The organism is Streptomyces boluensis (assembly GCF_009908195.1).
GTDB lineage: Bacteria > Actinomycetota > Actinomycetes > Streptomycetales > Streptomycetaceae > Streptomyces > Streptomyces boluensis.
In genome coordinates, this window is sequence record NZ_JAAAHS010000027.1 from 22011 (window position 1) to 38217 (window position 16207).

Consider the following 16207-nt stretch of genomic DNA (forward strand, 5'->3'; position numbering starts at 1 on the left):
ACCGCGGCCGTCGGACCGGCCGCGGAGAGAAAGAGAACCCCCATGAGCAGCTCGCCGCCGGTCGCCGCGGACACCGCCGCCGACGACGCCGCCACCGAGAACCTGCTGCGCTGCTGGATCCGCGAGACCGGGCTCCCCCGCCCGGCGGACGACCTCCTTACGGTCCGTCTGCCCGCCTCCGGTATCAGCGTCGAGGCCCCCGTCCGGTACTGGTCGCCGGTCGGCTGGCACCGCTTCGGCCCCGCCCGCGTGCAGGGCACCGGCACTCCGCTCGCCGCCTCGGCGCTCGCCGCCCTGATCGCGGTCGAGACGGCCGCGACGGACCCGGCCGCGGTCGCCGACCTGACGGCGCGGGTCGCCGACTCCACGCGCCGTACCGCCGAGTTCATCGCCCGGCGGGCCGAGGCCCCGGCCGACCCGGAGGGCACCACCGCGTTCCTCGCCGCCGAGCAGGCCCTGATCACCGGGCACCCGCTGCACCCCACGCCCAAGAGCCGCGAGGCCCTCACGGACGCCGAACTCACTGCGTACTCACCGGAGTTGCGGGGCGCGTTCGCACTGCACTGGTTCGCCGCCGACCCGTCCGTGGTCAGCTCCGACTCGGCGCTCCCCGGCCGCACCGCCGAGGGCCTGATGGCCGAGCTCGCCGACGACTCGGTGACCGCGCCCGCCGGTACGGTCCTGGTGCCGGCCCACCCGTGGCAGGCCGCCGACATCGTGTCCCGGCCGGGCGTACGCGCCCTGCTCGACGCCGGACTCCTGCACGACCTCGGCCCTGCGGGCGCCGCCTGGTCCCCGACCTCCTCGGTGCGCACCGTGTACCGCGCCGACGCCCCGGTGATGCTGAAGTTCTCGCTGGGCCTGCGCATCACCAACTCGCGCCGCGAGAACATGCGGGTCGAGCTGGAGCGCGGCACCGCCATCGACCGCCTCCTGACGGCGGGACTCGGTGAGACGCTGCGCGCCGCGCACCCCGGCTTCGACATCGTGCGGGACCCGGCGTGGATCGCGGTCGACGCCCCGGACGGCTCCCCGACGGGCCTGGACGTGGTGGTCCGCGACAACCCGTTCCCGGCGGGCCCCGACTCCGTACCGGCGGTGTGCGCGGCGGGTCTGGTCGCGCCCCGGCCCGACCTGGGCGAGGACGCGCCCTCGCATATTTCGGCCCTCGTCCACGCCCTCGCGGAACGCACCGGACGCCCCGTGCCCGACGTGGCCGACGAGTGGTTCACCCGCTACCTCCAGACCGTCGTCACCCCGGTCCTGTGGCTCTACGCCACGTACGGCCTGGGCCTGGAGGCGCACCAGCAGAACACCCTGGTCGTCCTGGACGAGGACGGCTGGCCCGTCGGCGGCCGCTACCGCGACAACCAGGGCTACTACTTCTCGCCCACCCGCTCCCCCGCCCTCTACGGCTGGCTCCCGGAGGTGGGCCGCGACCTGGGCACATACGTCGACGACGAGGTCATCGACGAGCGGCTCGCCTACTACGTCGGCATCAACAACATGCTCGGCCTGGTCGGCGCCCTCGGCTCGCAGGGCCTCGCGGACGAGGAGACGCTGCTTCGCCGCGCCGTGGACGCGCTCGGCAAGCTCGCCGCCGAGCACGGCGACCGGCTGCGCCTGGCCACCACGCTGCGCACCGCCGAGACGCTGCGCTGCAAGGCCAACCTGCTGACCCGCGTCCACGGCATGGACGAGCTGACGGGCCCCCTTGAGGCCCAGTCGGTATACGTGGATCTCGTCAACCCCCTGGCAGGAGCGGCCCGATGACGACGCCTTCTTCCACCACACCGCTGCGGTCCGACCTCGACGAGGGCGTGTTCACGCTGCGCTCCGTCGACCCGGTCGGCGACCTGGCCGCCGTGCACGCCTGGATGAACGACCCGGAGGTGGCCCGCTTCTGGGAGATGCCGCTGCCCGAGCAGCAGATCGAGGCCTACCTCCGCGAGCAGCGCGCCAGCGCCCACTCGACCCCCTACCTGGGCTGCATCGACGGTACGCCGATGAGCTACTGGGAGCTGTACCGCGCCGACCTCGACCCGCTCGCCGCGCACTACGCGGCCAAGCCCCGCGACGCGGGCGTCCACCTCCTCCTCGGCCCCTCGGACTACCGGGGCCGCGGCCTCGGCGCCCGCCTGCTCCGCGCCGTCTCGGACTGGCAGCTCTCCGTCCAGCCGTACGCGGAACGGGTCGTGGCCGAGCCCGACGTACGCAACGTCCGCTCGGTGCGGGCCTTCGAACGTGCCGGGTTCCGCAAGGTCCGCGAGCTCGATCTGCCGGACAAGCGGGCCGCGTTCATGGTCCGCGAGCGCAGCAAGTGAACCGCGGGGTACTGCTGTGCGCGGCGGGCCTGCACATGGCCACGCAGTCCGCCCTCGCGCCGTTCTACCCGAAACTGTTCCGCGAGGCGTTCGGGGTGCGCGAACTCGGCGCTACGGGCGGCTTCTTGACGGTCTGCCAGCTAGCGGCGATCGCATCGCTCCCTCTCTGGGGCCGCGCGACCCGCCGCCACGCCCTGCCCCGCCTCGTCACGGCGGGCCAGGGCGCGGCGGTACTCCTCGCGGCATCCCTGGCCCTGGCCCCGAACTTCGCGACGTTCACGGCCCTCTCAGTCCTCCTCATCGCGGCAAAGTCGGTGGTCCTGCTCGCGTACCCATCAATCGCCCGCAGCCACAAGGGGGGCCTGTTCCCCGGGGTACTCCAGTACGTGGCGGTCCTGCACGCGGCATCGATCGCGGCAACGCTACTGGGCACGGTGATCATCACAGTCCCGAACCCGCAGGCGGCCCTGCCACTGCTTGCGGTGGCGGAACTTGGGCTTCTAGCCCTCGTAACTGTTGTGGGCAGGCGTTCCGCAGGGCTGGGGGCACCCCCGGCGGTAGCTGGGGGAGGGTGGGCACAACCCCCGGTGCCGGGTGCGCAGATGGACAAGTCCAAGGTGGCCCACCTCGCAGCCTTCGTCCTGGCGTACGCGGTCGCCGTATACGCCGTACGCCCGTACTTCACCGAGTACGCCACCGCAGACGGCACCAGCACCCAAGTGGCCGCCGCCCTCTTCGTACTCCCTCACTTCGCCGTATTGGCCGTGCTTCCCGCAGCCAAGGCTCTGCGGGCCAGGCTCGGGAGCGCCCTCCTTCCCACGGCCCTGGCCCTGGGCGCGGCCACCCTCGCCTGGCAGGCGGCCACCACCGAGCCCGTTTCCCTGGCCGCGGCAAGGACCTGCTTCGGCGCCGCTCTCGGCTTGAGCCAGGTAGCCCTCGACCACAGGACCCTGGCAACCGCCGGAGGCCATACGTACAGCCTCATCGCCACAGCCCAGACCGCAGGTCTACTCCTGGCCCCCCTCCTCGCCACCTTCGCCGCGAAAGCAACCCTCACCGCACCCCTCCTCGCCGGCGCAGCCCTCCTCACGCTGCTCGCCCTGCTCACTCCGACCGAAACGACCGAAAGGCACCACCCGCATGAGCACGCACCCCGTCCCCGAACTCCACGCCGTGTCCCCGGAGTCCTGGCGCGAGGCGAACCGTCGGCTGCTCGCCAAGACCCTGTCGGAGTTCGCGTTCGAGGAACTGATCAAGCCCGTCGAGCTTGAGCCGGGCCGCTACCGGGTCGACCTGGACAGCGGCGTGAGCTACGTGTTCAGCGCCACCCGCGGGGCGCTCGGCGGCTGGCAGGCCGAGGGCGGCTCGGTGACGCGCGGCGCCGCCGGTCTGCTCGGCAACGAGATATCCACGCCCGCCTGGGACGCCCAGCAGTTCCTGGTGGACTGCGCGGACACCATCGGCACGGACGCGCCGACCCTCGGCATGTACCTCACCGAGCTGTCGTCGACGCTCGCCGTGGACGCCGCCCGGATCGAGCACGGCGGCGCGAGCGCGGCCGAGCTGCGCGAGCTCGGCCACGCCGAGCTTGAGGCGCACATGACCGGCCACCCCACGCTCGTCGCCAACAAGGGCCGGATCGGTTTCTCGGCCTCCGACGTACGGGCGTACGCACCGGAGTCGCAGCAGCTCGTCCAGCTCCAGTGGATCGCCGTGCACCGGGGCCTCGCCGAGTTCCGCGGCACCTCCGAACTGAGCGAACGCACCGTCACCGAGCACGAGTTGAGCCCCGAGGAGATCCAGGACTTCCGTGCCGTCGTCGAGGCGCGCGGCTGCGACCCGGACGCGTACGTGTGGATGCCGGTGCACCCCTGGCAGTGGGACCACGCGGTGCAGGTCCTGTACGCGGGCGAGGTCGCGCAGGACCGGATCATCCCGCTCGGCGCGTCGAAGGACGGGTACCTGCCGCAGCAGTCCGTCCGCACGATGACGAACATGGCGGCGCGCGACCGCTTCGACGTGAAGCTGCCGCTGAAGATCGTCAACACCCTGATCTGGCGCGGCATCCCGCCGCACTGCACCCAGGGCGCCCCCGTCACCACCCAGTGGCTGACCGGTCTGCTCGACCAGGACCCGGTGCTCAGGGACGAGCTGCGCACGGTGTTCCTCGGCGAGATCGCCTCCGTGACGGTGCGCCACCCGTACCTGGACCGCGTCCCGGACATGCCGTACCAGCACCTGGAGGCCCTCGGCTGCATCTGGCGGTCCTCGGTGTCGTCCCGCAAGGACGAGAACGAGCGGGTCCGCACCTTCGCCTCGCTCCTGCACGTCGACGAGCACGGCACCGCCTTCGCCGCCGAACTCGCCCGCGCCTCCGGCCTGTCCGCCGAGGACTGGCTGCGCCGCCTCTTCGACACGGTCCTGCACCCGGTGCTGCACGTGATGTACACGTACGGCATCACGTTCAACCCGCACGGCCAGAACACCCTGATCGGGTACGACGAGAACGACGTCCCGGTACGGCTGTTCCTGAAGGACTTCGTGGACGACGTGTCGGTGTCGCACACCCCGGTCGCCGAGCGCGGCCCGGAGCCCGACGGCTACGACCACGTGCTGCCCCGCAAGAACCCGGTCGTCATCCGCCAGCACGTCGTCGACCAGCTGCTGCTCGGCCACTTCCGCTACCTGGCGCCGCTGGCCGCCGCCCAACTGGGCGTCGAGGACGCGGTGTTCTGGCAGCTGGCGCGGGACGCGGTGGTCGCGTACCAGAAGAAGTTCCCCGCGAAGGCGGACCGGTTCGCGGAGTACGACATGCTCGCCCAGGACTTCCCGCGCTACCCGTTCAACACGGACCGGCTCGTCGTCACCAAGTACGTCGACCGCGCGCTGCGGCACGCGCTGCGCCCCAACGGCACCGTCCCCAACCCCCTGGCGGAGCAGGCCTGATGAGCGTCGAGATCAGCGCGAAGGGCCTGACCCTCGGCCACGGCGGCGACCCGGTCGCCCAGGACATCGACCTGTCCCTCACCCCGGGCGAGGTCACGGCCCTGGTCGGCCCGAACGGCTCGGGCAAGTCCACGCTGCTTCGCGCCCTGGCCCGCCTTCACACCCCGGACAGCGGCGCGATCGTCCTGGACGGCCGGGACCTGGACGCGTACAAGCCGCGTGAACTGGCCCGCAAGCTCAGCTTCCTGACCCAGTCACCGCTGATCCCGGCGGGCGTCACGGTGCGGGAGCTGGTCGCGTACGGCCGCCACCCGCACCAGGGCGTCCTGGCCCGCTCCACCAGCGAGGAGGACCGGGAGGCCGTCGGCTGGGCCCTGGACGCGACCCGGCTTCACCCGCTCGCCGACCGCCCCCTCGACCAGCTGTCCGGCGGCGAGCGGCAGCGCGCCTGGATCGCGATGGCCCTGGCCCAGCGCACCGGGCTGCTGCTGCTCGACGAGCCGACGACGTTCCTCGACATCCGCTACCAGATCGAAGTCCTCAGGCTGGTACGGAAGTTGGCGGACGAGCACGGCATCACGGTCGCCGTAGTCCTGCACGAACTGAACCAGGCCGCGGCGTACGCCGACTCCATGGCGGTGCTCGCCGACGGCCGCATCGTGGCCCGCGGCACGCCCGCCGAGGCCCTGACGGTCGACACGATCAAGGCCGCGTTCGGCATCGACACGACCGTCACCCAGGACCCCCACACAGGTGTCCCCACCTGTCTGCCGACGTGGCGCGAGCCCGAACCCGCGCCCGCGGCACCGTAATCCGCTCACCCTCTCCCCTAGGAATCGCACCCATGCGTAGAACCCTCACCGCCCTGGCGGCCACGGCCGCCCTCGCCCTCACCGCCTCCGCCTGCGGCTCCGCGGCCGACCAGGCCGGGGGCGGCGGCGACGCCGAGAAGGCCGGCTCCGGCAGCGGCTCGATCACCGTCAAGGACACCAAGGGCGAGCAGAAGCTGGACGGCCCGGCGAAGAAGGTCGTCGCCCTGGAGTGGACGTACGCCGAGGACCTCCTCGCCCTCGGCGTGCAGCCGACCGGTGTCGCCGACATCGGGCAGTACGACCAGTGGGTGACGGCCGGTCCCCGGTTCGCGAAGTCCACCAAGGACGTCGGCACCCGGCAGGCCCCCAGCCTGGAGTCGATCAAGGCGCTGAAGCCGGACCTGATCGTCACGTCGAAGATCCGCTCCGAGGCCAACTACAAGCAGCTCAGCGAGATCGCGCCGACGCTGATGTTCGACCCGTACGCCACGGACAGCGAGTTCGAGGAGATGCGGACGACGCTGAAGACCCTCGGCACCGCCACCGGCAAGGAGGACGCGGCGGACAAGGCGCTGAAGGACCTCGACGGGAAGATCGCCGCGGCCAAGAAGAAGATCGGCGAGGAGGGCAAGGACGGCGAGAAGGTCACCGTCGCCCGCGGCTACACCACCGACGGCGCCGCCACCGTGGAGATCCTCACCGGCTCCACCATCCCCGGCGCCCTGCTGCCCAAGCTCGGCCTGGAGAACGGCTGGAACGGCAAGGCCGACGCGTACGGCATGAGCAAGGTCGACGTCGAGGGCCTCAAGCCGGTCGAGAAGTCCTCGCTCGCCTATGTCGCCGCGAAGAACGACGACGTGTTCGCCAAGTCCCTGCCCAAGAACGCCCTGTGGAAAAGCCTGGACTTCGTGAAGAAGGACCGCGTGCACGCCCTCGACCCGGGCACCTGGTTCTTCGGCGGCCCCTACTCGACGGCCCAGGCGGCCGACGAGCTCGCCACGGCCCTGACCGACTGACCCGAATCCCCACTCGATGACCTCCACAGCTCCTGAGAAGCCCGTGGACGTTGCCGCCCCGGTCCGGACAGCGCGCTCGCTGTCCGGACCGGTCGCGGTCGTCCTGGGCGGTGTCGTCGCCCTGCTCCTGGTGGCCGCGCTCCACCTCGGCCACGGCCGCAGCGACACCGGCCTGTTCGACCTGGTCCGGCTGCTGTTCGGCGGCGGGGACGCGGACACCCGGTCCGTGCTGCTCGGCGGCCGCCTCCCGCGCACGCTCGCGGGCCTCGCGGCCGGCGCGGCCTTCGCCCTGTCCGGCGCGCTCCTGCAGTCCTCCGTACGCAACCCGCTGGCCGCCCCCGACACCCTCGGGGTGACGGCGGGCGCGTATCTGGCGGTGGCGGTCGCGGCGATCACCGGCCTGTCCCTGGGCGATCTGCCGCGCGGCGGCGTGGCCTTCGTCGGCGGTCTGCTCGCGGCGGCCCTCGTGCACACGGTCGCGGGCGGCGCCCGCGGCCGCCCCGCACACCTGGTCCTGGCAGGCGTCTCCGTCACCCTCGCCCTGTCATCGGTGACGGCCGTACTCGTCATGCTCTTCCAGGAGGAGACCGGCGCGATCTTCTTCTGGGGCCACGGCTCGCTCGCGGTGGCCGACAGCGACCGCTCGCTCGCCGTACTCCCGCTGCTCGGCGCCGGGTTGCTGGCCGGGCTGCTCCTGTCCCGCTCCCTCGACATCCTCGGCACGGGCGACGAGACGGCCCGCGCGCTCGGCGTCCACGTGGGCCGCACGCGCGTGCTGACCGTGCTGCTGTCTGTGTTCATGGCGGCGATCGCGGTCTCGGTGACGGGCCCGATCGGCTTCATCGGCCTGGCCGCCCCGCACCTGGTCCGGTTCGCGGGCGTCCGCAAGCACGCGGTGCTGCTGCCCGCGGCGATGCTGTGGGGCGCGACCCTGCTGCTCGCCGCCGACCTGCTCGCCCGCGTCACCTCGCCGACCGGCAACGAGGTCCCCGCGGGTGTCGTCACGGCCCTCTTCGGCGCCCCGGTCTTCCTGTGGCTGGCCCGCCGCCTCCCCGCCGAACCGGCCGCGCCAGGAACGGTGTTGGCCCCCGGCCGCCGTCGCATGCCGTTCCCCGCGGTCCTCGCCGCGGGCACCCTGGCCCTCTGCGTCCTGGTGTACGCGGGTCTGGTCCTCGGCGACATCTCGGTGCCCTGGTCGCAGATCCCGCGCATCCTCACCGGCGGCGGCGACGAACTCCTCGGCCCGGTGGTCCTGGAGTACCGCCTGCCGCGCCTGTTGGTGGCCGCGCTCGCGGGCGCGCTGCTCGCGGTGGCGGGCGGCATCGTCCAGACCGTCTCCCGCAACCCGCTCGCCGACCTCACCGTCATGGGCGTCAGCGGCGGCGCGGGCTTCGGCGCGGCCCTGGTCCTGGTGGCCCTGCCGACGGTGCCGTACGCGATGCTCCCGGTGGCGGCGCTGATCGGCGGTACGGCGGCCTTCGCGCTGACGTACGGGCTCTCCCGCCGCAAGGGTTCGGTGGCGCCGGAACGCCTGGTCCTGGTCGGCATCGGCTGCTTCGCGCTCACCACGGCGGCCACCAACTACCTGGTGGCGGGCGCCCGTTTCCAGGTGGCGCAGGCCCTGACGTGGCTGTCGGGCTCGACGTACGCGAGGGACACGACGGACCTGTCACTCCTGGCCGTAGTGGCCGCGCTCGGCATCCCCCTCCTCATGCTCTCCTTCCGCCGCATGGACCTCCTGGCCCTCGGCGAGGACACCCCACGCACCCTCGGCGTCCCTCTGGAGCGCACCCGCCTCGCGGTCCTCACCCTTGCGGTGGCCCTCGCGGCGTGCGCGGTCGCGGTGGTCGGCACGGTCGCCTTCGTCGGCCTGGTCGCCCCCCACGCGGCCCGCATCCTCACCGGCTCCCGAACCCACCGCCTGCTCCCCACGGCGGCGGTCCTGGGCGCGACCCTGATGGTGACGGCGGACATAGCAGGCCGGGTCCTGATCGCCCCGGCGGAAATCCCGTCAGGGCTGCTGGCCGCGTTGATCGGAACGCCGTACTTCGTATGGCAGTTGAGACGGGGACGGCGCTCGTAATCCGTCATCCGTGTGGGCAGCTGGTCCGCCAGGGGCGATGGGGGTCCCCCCTGCTCGAGCGAAGCCGAGAGCTTGGGGGAGGGTGGGCACACCCCCCGGTGCCGGGCGCCTTGTAAGAGAACGGCACCGGGGGTACCCCCGGCCCCGTCCCCGACGACTTACAGCGGCAGGTCGTCGGGCAGCACCCGGAACGACTTGTGGCGGCCCAACGGGCGCACGGCACGAAAATCGCGGCGGTCGAGCGTGAGGATCGCGTCGGTGTCGTAGTCGGCGGCGAGGGCCACATTCACCGCGTCCGCCAGATCCAGGTCGAGACCGCGGTAGCGGGCACGCACGGACTGGGCGACCCCCAGGTGGTCCTCCGTGATCTCGGGTACGACGACGCGGCCACGGCGCATCCAGAGCCGAATGTCGTCGACCGCGCTGAGCGCGGCTTCACGTCCGATCTCGCGGGTGGCCACATGGTCGATCTCGGCGAGCAGCAGAGGAGACATCACCAACAGGCCTGCCGCCATGATCGCTTCGTTCGACGACCGGTGTTCGGGATGGCTCGAATCGAGCGCCGCCACAAGTCCGGAGGTGTCCGCGATGACGATGATCACGCTGCGGAGCCGGCCTCGCGACCCACAGCGTCGGCGACAGCATCGCGCACGTCACCCTTGGTGGGGGTACGACCGGACCCCTCAAAAGTGCGCGAGAAGAGGGGCTCGTCCCAGACCCGGTTGGCCATGGCCGCGAGGTGGATGCCCTGGCGGATGATCTCGGCCTCACTGACACCTCGACGCTTGGCCGCCTCTTTGATGATGGCGAGGTCTTCCGGGTCGGCGTAGACGTTGGTTCGCTTCATGGACATGTACCAACGTTAGCGCATGTACCAGATTGATGTATGTGCGCTGAGGCAGGGTCGGCGTACGGGCTGACAGCGGCAGGGCCGCAACCTCGAAGAAGCCACCGGCGTCCGGGAGAAGGCCTCCCGGGCGCCGTTTCGCTGCGCGTAACACCTGGTCAGCACGCCGTCAAGACACGAAACACCGTGGCTGTCACACCGGCCGGAAACGCGACATTCTCCCGTTAGGCGCAACACCGCCACCACAAGCCCTGAACTACCAAGGAGCACCGATGAATCCGACCCGTCGACTGGCCCTGGCGCTGCCCGCCCTCGCGATGGCTGCCGCCGCCATAGCCCTGCCCGCCGCGACCGCACAGGCCGCGGAGCCCACCGGCATCGTGCAGGACAAGTCCAAGCCCACACCCAAGCCTCAGGTCTGTACAAGCACGGAGACGTCGTCGTCGCTGGTGACCCTGGGTGGCTGCTCGGTCAAGACGACCATCAAGTGCGAGAAGGGCCAGACCCCGGTGATCTCCACCACGACGACGTGCACGGCGGCCAAGTCGAGCAGTCCGAAGTGACTCACGCCGCACCCCGCTCCTCCCACCCCTCCCATCCTCGATTTTCCTCTCAAGGAGTACTCATGAACCCGACCCGTCGACTGGCCCTGGCGCTGCCCGTTCTCGCGGTGGCCGCAGCCGGCTTCGCCGTACCCGCCGCGACCGCACAGGCCGCGGAGCCCACCGGCATCGTGCAGGACAAGACCAAGCCCCAGCCGAAAGCGGACACGAACACCGGCAAGTGCACCAAGGGCGGTTCCGACGAGACGGTCGCCATCGCCGGCGGCAGGAAAGTGACCACGATCATCGCCTGCAATAAGGCGGGCGATACGCCGACGGTCACGACGATCGTGGAGCGCCGCACCCCGCCGAACCGTCCCCCGATTCCGATCCCTCCCAAGGCTCCGATCCCCACCACGGCTCCGGGCGACATGCTGTAGGCGCGGTGACACCGTGTGACCTCCCGGGCGTGCCTGGCTGTTCCCGATCGTCGGGAACAGCCAGGCCGCGTCACGGACAGAGAAAGACAGGGCAGCTACAACTACCGCTCAGCCCAAGGCACCAACGGCGACCGGTAATAGTTCATCCCGAGCGCGTCCCACCGAGGCCCCTGCCCCGCGAGCCGCACCTTGTACGTGTCCCAGTCGTGGGTGGAAGCCGGGGACCAGCCCAGCTCCGCGATCCCGGGCAGCCGCGGGAACGCCATGTACTCGATGTGCTCGGACGTCGAGATCGTCTCGGACCACAGCGGCGCCTCGACCCCGAGGACCGACTCCTCCGGCGCGCCCTGCAGATAGGCCCCCGGGTCCCAGTCGTAGGACCGGTCCACCTCGACGTACCCCGCCCAGGCGAGACCGAGAGGCGTCTGCGCGTCGTACTTCATGTCGAGGTACGCCCGGTCCGCCGGGGACAGCACCAGCTTCGTGCCGTTCTTCGCGGCGTTCACGACCTGGTCCCGCTCGGCCTGGCCGGTCTTGTCGTAGCCCCAGTACTGCGCGACCGCCCCGGCAGCCGGCTTCGCACCGGTCAGCTGGTGCCAACCCAGCACCGTCTTCCCGTACTTGGCGACCACCGGCTGGACCCGCTCCATGAACGCCACGTAGTCCTCATGGCTGGTCGAGTGCGCCTCGTCCCCGCCGATGTGGATGTAGCGCCCCGGCGTCAGCTCGGCGATCTCCCGGATCACGTCGTCCACGAAGTCGTACGTGACCTCCTTCGGCGCGCACAGCGAGCTGAAGCCCACCTCGGTGCCGGTGTAGAGGGGCGGCGCGACGCCGTCGCAGTTGAGTTCGGCGTACGAGGAGAGCGCGGCATTGGTGTGGCCCGGCATGTCGATCTCCGGGATCACCTCGAGGAAGCGCTCGGACGCGTAGGCCACGATCTCCTTGTACTGCTCCTTGGTGTAGAAGCCGCCGGGCCCGCCGCCGACCTGCGTGGAGCCGCCGTGCTTGGCGAGGTTCGGCCAGGAGTCGATGGCGATGCGCCAGCCCTGGTCGTCACTGAGGTGCAGATGCAGCTTGTTGATCTTGTACATCGCCATCTGGTCGATGTACCGCTTCACCTGCTCCACGGTGAAGAAGTGCCGCGACACGTCGAGCATCGCGCCCCGGTACTCATAGCGCGGCGTGTCCTCGATGGCCCCGCCCGCGACCAGCCAGGGCCCGGCCTGCCGGCTGCGCTTCTCCACATCCGGCGGCAACTGCTGGCGCAGCGTCTGCACCCCGCGGAAGAGTCCGGCCGCCTTGTGCGCGGTGATCGTCACGGCCCCGGAACCGGACTGGAGCCGGTACCCCTCGGCCCCCAGCTCCTTCGCCCCGCCGGAGAGCCGGAGCCGGATGCCGTCCCGCCCCGCGTCGTCCGTGACCGGAAGGCTCAGCCCGGTCGCGGGCCGCAGCATCCCGGCGAGCTGCTCACCGACCGCCCGCACGGCCCGCGAGTCCTCCTCGACCCGGATCCGGGTCCCCGCGCCGATCTCGTACGGGGCCCCGCCGGCCTCGACCTTCGATGGGGCGGGGACCACCTGACCGAGCGGGGTGGGTCCTGCGGGCGCGGCCGCGCTGTGCGGGGCCGCCGCGAGGGTGGAGATCCCGGCGGCGGCGACGAGGAGAAGTGCGCCTAACAGACGGGGAGTTGTCCTGTGCGGTCTCACGGGCGTCACTGGCGGTCCCTTCGAGGGGCTGCGTACCTGTGGGCAAGAACGACCCCCATGGGTACCGCGCACCCCCTCCAGGGTCAAGGGTGTAGACCAATTTCGAGGGACCGCACCGAGGGACCCCTCCGAGGCTCCCCTCCGCGAAACGACACGACCTTGCCCGAAATCGGGCAGGATTCTTGCGATCGGATCCCTCGTACTCCAGGATCGTCCAGGTGCACGACGACCTCATCGACCACCTGACCCGCAGCACCCCGCTCCAGCGGGGCGAGGCCCTGCGGGTGGTCCAGGACGTCCTCGCGTACTTCGACGAGACGACCGAGCAGTTCGTCCGTCGCCGGCACCGCGAACTCCAGGGTCAGGGCCTGGTGAACGCGGCCATCTTCGAGCAGATCTCCACGGATCTGCGGTACCGCGCGGTCGCGCCGCCCGAGCTATCGCTCCGGCAGCTGCGCCGCCTCGTCTACGGCTAGGGGAAACAGACACATATGTGCGGAATCGTCGGATACATCGGCAAGCGTGACGTGGCCCCTCTCCTGCTCGAAGGCCTGCAGCGCCTGGAGTACCGCGGCTACGACTCGGCCGGCGTCGTCGTCAGCAGCCCGAAGTCGGGCGGCCTGAAGATGGTCAAGGCCAAGGGCCGGGTCCGGGACCTGGAGGCCCGCGTACCCAAGCGCTTCACCGGCACCACCGGCATCGCCCACACCCGCTGGGCCACCCACGGCGCCCCCTCCGACGAGAACGCGCACCCGCACATGGACGCCGACGGCAAGGTCGCCATCGTCCACAACGGCATCATCGACAACGCCTCCGACCTGCGCGCCAAACTCACCGCCGAGGGCGTCGAGTTCCTCTCCGAGACGGACACCGAGGTCCTCACCCACCTCATCGCCCGCAACGACGCGGACACCCTCGAGGAGAAGGTCCGCCAGTCCCTCAAGCAGATCGAGGGCACGTACGGCGTCGCCGTCATGCACGCGGACTTCAACGACCGCATCGTCGTGGCCCGCAACGGCTCCCCGGTCGTCCTCGGCATCGGCGAGAAGGAGATGTTCGTCGCCTCCGACGTCGCCGCACTCGTCTCCCACACCCGCCAGGTCGTCACCCTCGACGACGGCGAGATGGCCACGATCAAGGCCGACGACTTCCGTACGTACACCACGTCCGGCACCCGCACGACCGCCGAGCCCACCACCGTGGAGTGGGAGGCCGAGTCGTACGACATGGGCGGCCACGACACGTACATGCACAAGGAGATCAGCGAGCAGCCGGACGCCGTGGACCGCGTCCTGCGCGGCCGCATCGACGACCGGTTCTCCACCGTGCACCTCGGCGGCCTGAACCTGGACGCCCGCGAGGCCCGCACCATCCGCCGCATCAAGATCCTCGGCTGCGGTACGAGCTACCACGCCGGCCTGATCGGCGCGGGCCTGATCGAGTCCCTGGCCCGCATCCCCGCCGACGCCGAGCCCGCCTCGGAGTTCCGCTACCGCAACCCGGTGGTCGACCCCGACACCCTGTACATCGCGGTCTCCCAGTCCGGCGAGACGTACGACGTGCTCGCCGCCGTGCAGGAGCTCAAGCGCAAGGGCGCCCGCGTCCTCGGCGTGGTCAACGTGGTCGGCTCGGCCATCGCCCGCGAGGCCGACGGCGGCGTGTACGTGCACGCGGGCCCCGAGGTCTGCGTGGTCTCCACGAAGTGCTTCACCAACACGGTGGTCGCCTTCGCGCTGCTCGCCCTGCACCTGGGCCGCATCCGCGACCTGTCCGTCTCCGACGGCAAGCGGATCATCGAGGGCCTGCGCAAGCTGCCCGAGCAGATCTCCGAGATCCTGGAGACCGAGGGCGACATCAAGAAGCTCGCCGAGCAGTACGCGGAGGCCAAGTCGATGATGTTCATCGGCCGGGTGCGCGGCTACCCGGTCGCCCTCGAGGCCTCCCTGAAGCTCAAGGAGATCTCGTACATCCACGCCGAGGCGTACCCCGCCTCGGAGTTGAAGCACGGCCCGCTCGCCCTGATCGAGCCCGCGCTGCCGACGGTCGCGATCGTCCCGGACGACGACCTCCTGGAGAAGAACCGCGCCGCCCTCGAGGAGATCAAGGCCCGCAGCGGCCGGATCCTCGCGGTCGCGCACCAGGAGCAGGAGAAGGCCGACCACACCGTCCTGGTGCCGAAGAACGAGCCGGAGCTGGACCCGATCCTGATGGGCATCCCGCTCCAACTCCTCGCCTACCACACGGCGTTGAGCCTCGGCCGGGACATCGACAAGCCGCGCAACCTGGCCAAGTCCGTGACGGTCGAGTAGTCACCGCCGCAGCACCCGTACGAACGCGAACGACCCCCTGTGCGTGCCACCGAGCACACAGGGGGTCGTTCTTTCGGGCGGCCGGGGTCGCCCATTACCCCGGCCATCGGCGCTGCCCCGGCCGGTGGCCGTCACGCTCCGGCGGGCAGCTCGACACGTGGGTGCGTTGCGTGACATATCTACCCTTCACAAGGGCGCAAAGCACCTCTACGCGTGAGTAGATTTGTCGACCTCGACGCCAACTCGCCTATGAGACAGGTGAGTTGGGCGGGGCGGCGCTACGGAATGACGATCACGGGGCGCTGCGCCCGGCGGGCGAGCCGACCCGCCACCGAGCCGAAGATCCGGCCGACGATGCCGTGCGTGGAGCCGACGACGATCGCGTCCGCCTCGTACTCCCTGCCGACCTCTTCGAGTTCGTGGCAGATGTCGCCACCGCGCTCGACCAGGATCCAGGGCACCTCGGACAGGTACTCCGCACAGGCCAGTTCGAGTCCGAGCACCTCGGTGCGGTGATCGGGTACGTCGACGAAGACCGGCGGCTCACAGCCGGCCCACACCGTGGTGGGCAGCCGGTTGGCGACATGGACGATGATCAGGCCCGAGCCGGAGCGGCTGGCCATCCCGATCGCGTACGCGAGAGCGCGCTCGCTGGACATGGAGCCGTCGAAGCCGACGACGACGCCGTGCCGGAACGCTGGATCGCAGGACTGGCGCGGTTGAGGTTCCGCGAGCGGGGGCGTCGCCGGTTCGGCGACCTGCCGCTTGCGGTCCGCGGGTTCAGGGAATTCGTGACCGGCCATCGGTGTCTCGACTGAAGGGAAGTCCTCGGTGAGAGGGACGAATTTCTCGGGCAGGTGTGGCGCACGGTGAGGAGCGTGTGACCGGGAAACATCTTCCCAACCCCATACCCCCAAGGGTACGGCGACACTCCTCTCCTGCCCAGGTCCCGCAGCGGCCACCCGCCACGTTCCCCGGGAGCATGCACGAGCCCGCCCCGTATCGCAACGGTGGCTGCCCTGTACAGGCTTCTGCCTCCCAGCCGTTACCCGCACTTCGGCGAGGTATGCCTGCCATCTCGCCGCAACGCGCGGACCAGCCCGTTCTGGCCCGCGCACCCCAGTGACCTGGGCGCTCACCGCGCGTTGAACGCGTGGACCCCCAGCCCCAGGAGCACTC

Annotated in this window: 15 protein-coding genes; 11 read left to right on the forward strand and 4 right to left on the reverse strand. The window is 70.9% G+C overall.

Going from position 1 to position 16207, the window contains the following annotated elements; translation table 11 throughout:
* Positions 1–42 precede the first annotated feature (42 nt).
* The 7 genes from GUY60_RS06290 to GUY60_RS06315 are packed head-to-tail and all read left to right on the forward strand — an operon-like array spanning position 43 to position 9181.
* On the forward strand, positions 43–1773 hold the full coding sequence (locus GUY60_RS06290) for an IucA/IucC family protein (protein WP_161694657.1): 1731 nt from the start codon (positions 43–45) through the stop codon (positions 1771–1773).
* Entirely contained in the window at positions 1770–2324 is a 555-nt protein-coding gene (locus GUY60_RS06295; protein ID WP_161694658.1) for a GNAT family N-acetyltransferase, read from the forward strand. Before GUY60_RS06290 ends, GUY60_RS06295 begins: the two co-directional genes overlap by 4 nt.
* Positions 2321–3595: an MFS transporter gene (locus GUY60_RS39670; RefSeq protein WP_312866200.1), complete on the forward strand. Its 1275-nt coding sequence runs from the start codon at positions 2321–2323 to the stop codon at positions 3593–3595. The genes GUY60_RS06295 and GUY60_RS39670 overlap by 4 nt, the downstream gene beginning before the upstream one ends.
* Positions 3498–5270 carry an IucA/IucC family protein gene (locus tag GUY60_RS06300; RefSeq protein WP_312866201.1) on the forward strand — a complete coding sequence of 591 codons (1773 nt, stop codon included), beginning with the start codon at positions 3498–3500 and terminating at the stop codon, positions 5268–5270. The genes GUY60_RS39670 and GUY60_RS06300 overlap by 98 nt, the downstream gene beginning before the upstream one ends.
* The gene (locus tag GUY60_RS06305) at positions 5270–6082 is read left to right on the forward strand and encodes an ABC transporter ATP-binding protein (protein WP_161694660.1); all 813 of its coding nucleotides are present in this window, start codon (positions 5270–5272) and stop codon (positions 6080–6082) included. The genes GUY60_RS06300 and GUY60_RS06305 overlap by 1 nt, the downstream gene beginning before the upstream one ends.
* A gap of 32 nt (positions 6083–6114) precedes the next feature.
* On the forward strand, positions 6115–7098 hold the full coding sequence (locus GUY60_RS06310) for an ABC transporter substrate-binding protein (RefSeq protein WP_161694662.1): 984 nt from the start codon (positions 6115–6117) through the stop codon (positions 7096–7098).
* Positions 7099–7114: 16 nt separating this feature from the next.
* On the forward strand, positions 7115–9181 hold the full coding sequence (locus GUY60_RS06315) for an iron ABC transporter permease (protein WP_161694664.1): 2067 nt from the start codon (positions 7115–7117) through the stop codon (positions 9179–9181).
* Positions 9182–9339: 158 nt separating this feature from the next.
* On the opposite strand, the gene GUY60_RS06320 is transcribed toward GUY60_RS06315, so the two are convergent.
* Together GUY60_RS06320 and GUY60_RS06325 are read right to left on the reverse strand one after the other, a co-directional pair.
* Positions 9340–9783: a PIN domain-containing protein gene (locus GUY60_RS06320; protein ID WP_161694666.1), complete on the reverse strand. Its 444-nt coding sequence runs from the start codon at positions 9781–9783 to the stop codon at positions 9340–9342.
* Positions 9780–10034, reverse strand: coding sequence for a ribbon-helix-helix domain-containing protein (locus GUY60_RS06325; RefSeq protein ID WP_161694668.1), 255 nt, complete (start codon positions 10032–10034; stop codon positions 9780–9782). The genes GUY60_RS06320 and GUY60_RS06325 overlap by 4 nt, the downstream gene beginning before the upstream one ends.
* 266 nt (positions 10035–10300) lie before the next feature.
* On the opposite strand from GUY60_RS06325, the gene GUY60_RS06330 reads away from it, so the two are divergent.
* Together GUY60_RS06330 and GUY60_RS06335 are read left to right on the forward strand one after the other, a co-directional pair.
* Positions 10301–10591: a hypothetical protein gene (locus GUY60_RS06330; RefSeq protein ID WP_161694670.1), complete on the forward strand. Its 291-nt coding sequence runs from the start codon at positions 10301–10303 to the stop codon at positions 10589–10591.
* Between the two features lie 62 nt (positions 10592–10653).
* Complete coding sequence (locus GUY60_RS06335) at positions 10654–11010, forward strand: hypothetical protein (protein WP_161694672.1); 357 nt, start codon at positions 10654–10656, stop codon at positions 11008–11010.
* A 101-nt stretch (positions 11011–11111) separates the two neighbouring features.
* On the opposite strand, the gene GUY60_RS06340 is transcribed toward GUY60_RS06335, so the two are convergent.
* Positions 11112–12719 (reverse strand): beta-N-acetylhexosaminidase, encoded by a 1608-nt coding sequence (locus tag GUY60_RS06340; RefSeq protein ID WP_161694674.1) that lies wholly within the window; start codon positions 12717–12719, stop codon positions 11112–11114.
* Between the two features lie 218 nt (positions 12720–12937).
* Between GUY60_RS06340 and GUY60_RS06345 the strand changes: the two genes are divergently transcribed.
* Positions 12938–13195 (forward strand): hypothetical protein, encoded by a 258-nt coding sequence (locus tag GUY60_RS06345; RefSeq protein ID WP_161694681.1) that lies wholly within the window; start codon positions 12938–12940, stop codon positions 13193–13195.
* Between the two features lie 15 nt (positions 13196–13210).
* The gene (gene glmS / locus GUY60_RS06350; protein WP_161694676.1) at positions 13211–15028 is read left to right on the forward strand and encodes a glutamine--fructose-6-phosphate transaminase (isomerizing); all 1818 of its coding nucleotides are present in this window, start codon (positions 13211–13213) and stop codon (positions 15026–15028) included.
* 278 nt (positions 15029–15306) lie between these two features.
* Here the strand turns inward: glmS and GUY60_RS06355 are convergent, their stop codons facing one another.
* The gene (locus GUY60_RS06355; RefSeq protein ID WP_161694678.1) at positions 15307–15831 is read right to left on the reverse strand and encodes a universal stress protein; all 525 of its coding nucleotides are present in this window, start codon (positions 15829–15831) and stop codon (positions 15307–15309) included.
* Between the last annotated feature and the right edge of the window lie 376 nt (positions 15832–16207).

Excerpts from the sequence above, each read along its gene's own strand:
- GUY60_RS06290 (WP_161694657.1), top strand. The coding sequence starts at position 43 with ATGAGCAGCTCGCCGCCGGTCGCCGCGGACACCGCCGCCGACGACGCC.
- GUY60_RS06295 (WP_161694658.1), top strand. The coding sequence starts at position 1,770 with ATGACGACGCCTTCTTCCACCACACCGCTGCGGTCCGACCTCGACGAG.
- GUY60_RS06305 (WP_161694660.1), top strand. The coding sequence starts at position 5,270 with ATGAGCGTCGAGATCAGCGCGAAGGGCCTGACCCTCGGCCACGGCGGC.
- GUY60_RS06310 (WP_161694662.1), top strand. The coding sequence starts at position 6,115 with ATGCGTAGAACCCTCACCGCCCTGGCGGCCACGGCCGCCCTCGCCCTC.
- GUY60_RS06315 (WP_161694664.1), top strand. The coding sequence starts at position 7,115 with ATGACCTCCACAGCTCCTGAGAAGCCCGTGGACGTTGCCGCCCCGGTC.
- GUY60_RS06325 (WP_161694668.1), bottom strand. The coding sequence starts at position 10,034 with ATGTCCATGAAGCGAACCAACGTCTACGCCGACCCGGAAGACCTCGCC.
- GUY60_RS06330 (WP_161694670.1), top strand. The coding sequence starts at position 10,301 with ATGAATCCGACCCGTCGACTGGCCCTGGCGCTGCCCGCCCTCGCGATG.
- GUY60_RS06335 (WP_161694672.1), top strand. The coding sequence starts at position 10,654 with ATGAACCCGACCCGTCGACTGGCCCTGGCGCTGCCCGTTCTCGCGGTG.
- glmS (WP_161694676.1), top strand. The coding sequence starts at position 13,211 with ATGTGCGGAATCGTCGGATACATCGGCAAGCGTGACGTGGCCCCTCTC.
- GUY60_RS06355 (WP_161694678.1), bottom strand. The coding sequence starts at position 15,831 with ATGGCCGGTCACGAATTCCCTGAACCCGCGGACCGCAAGCGGCAGGTC.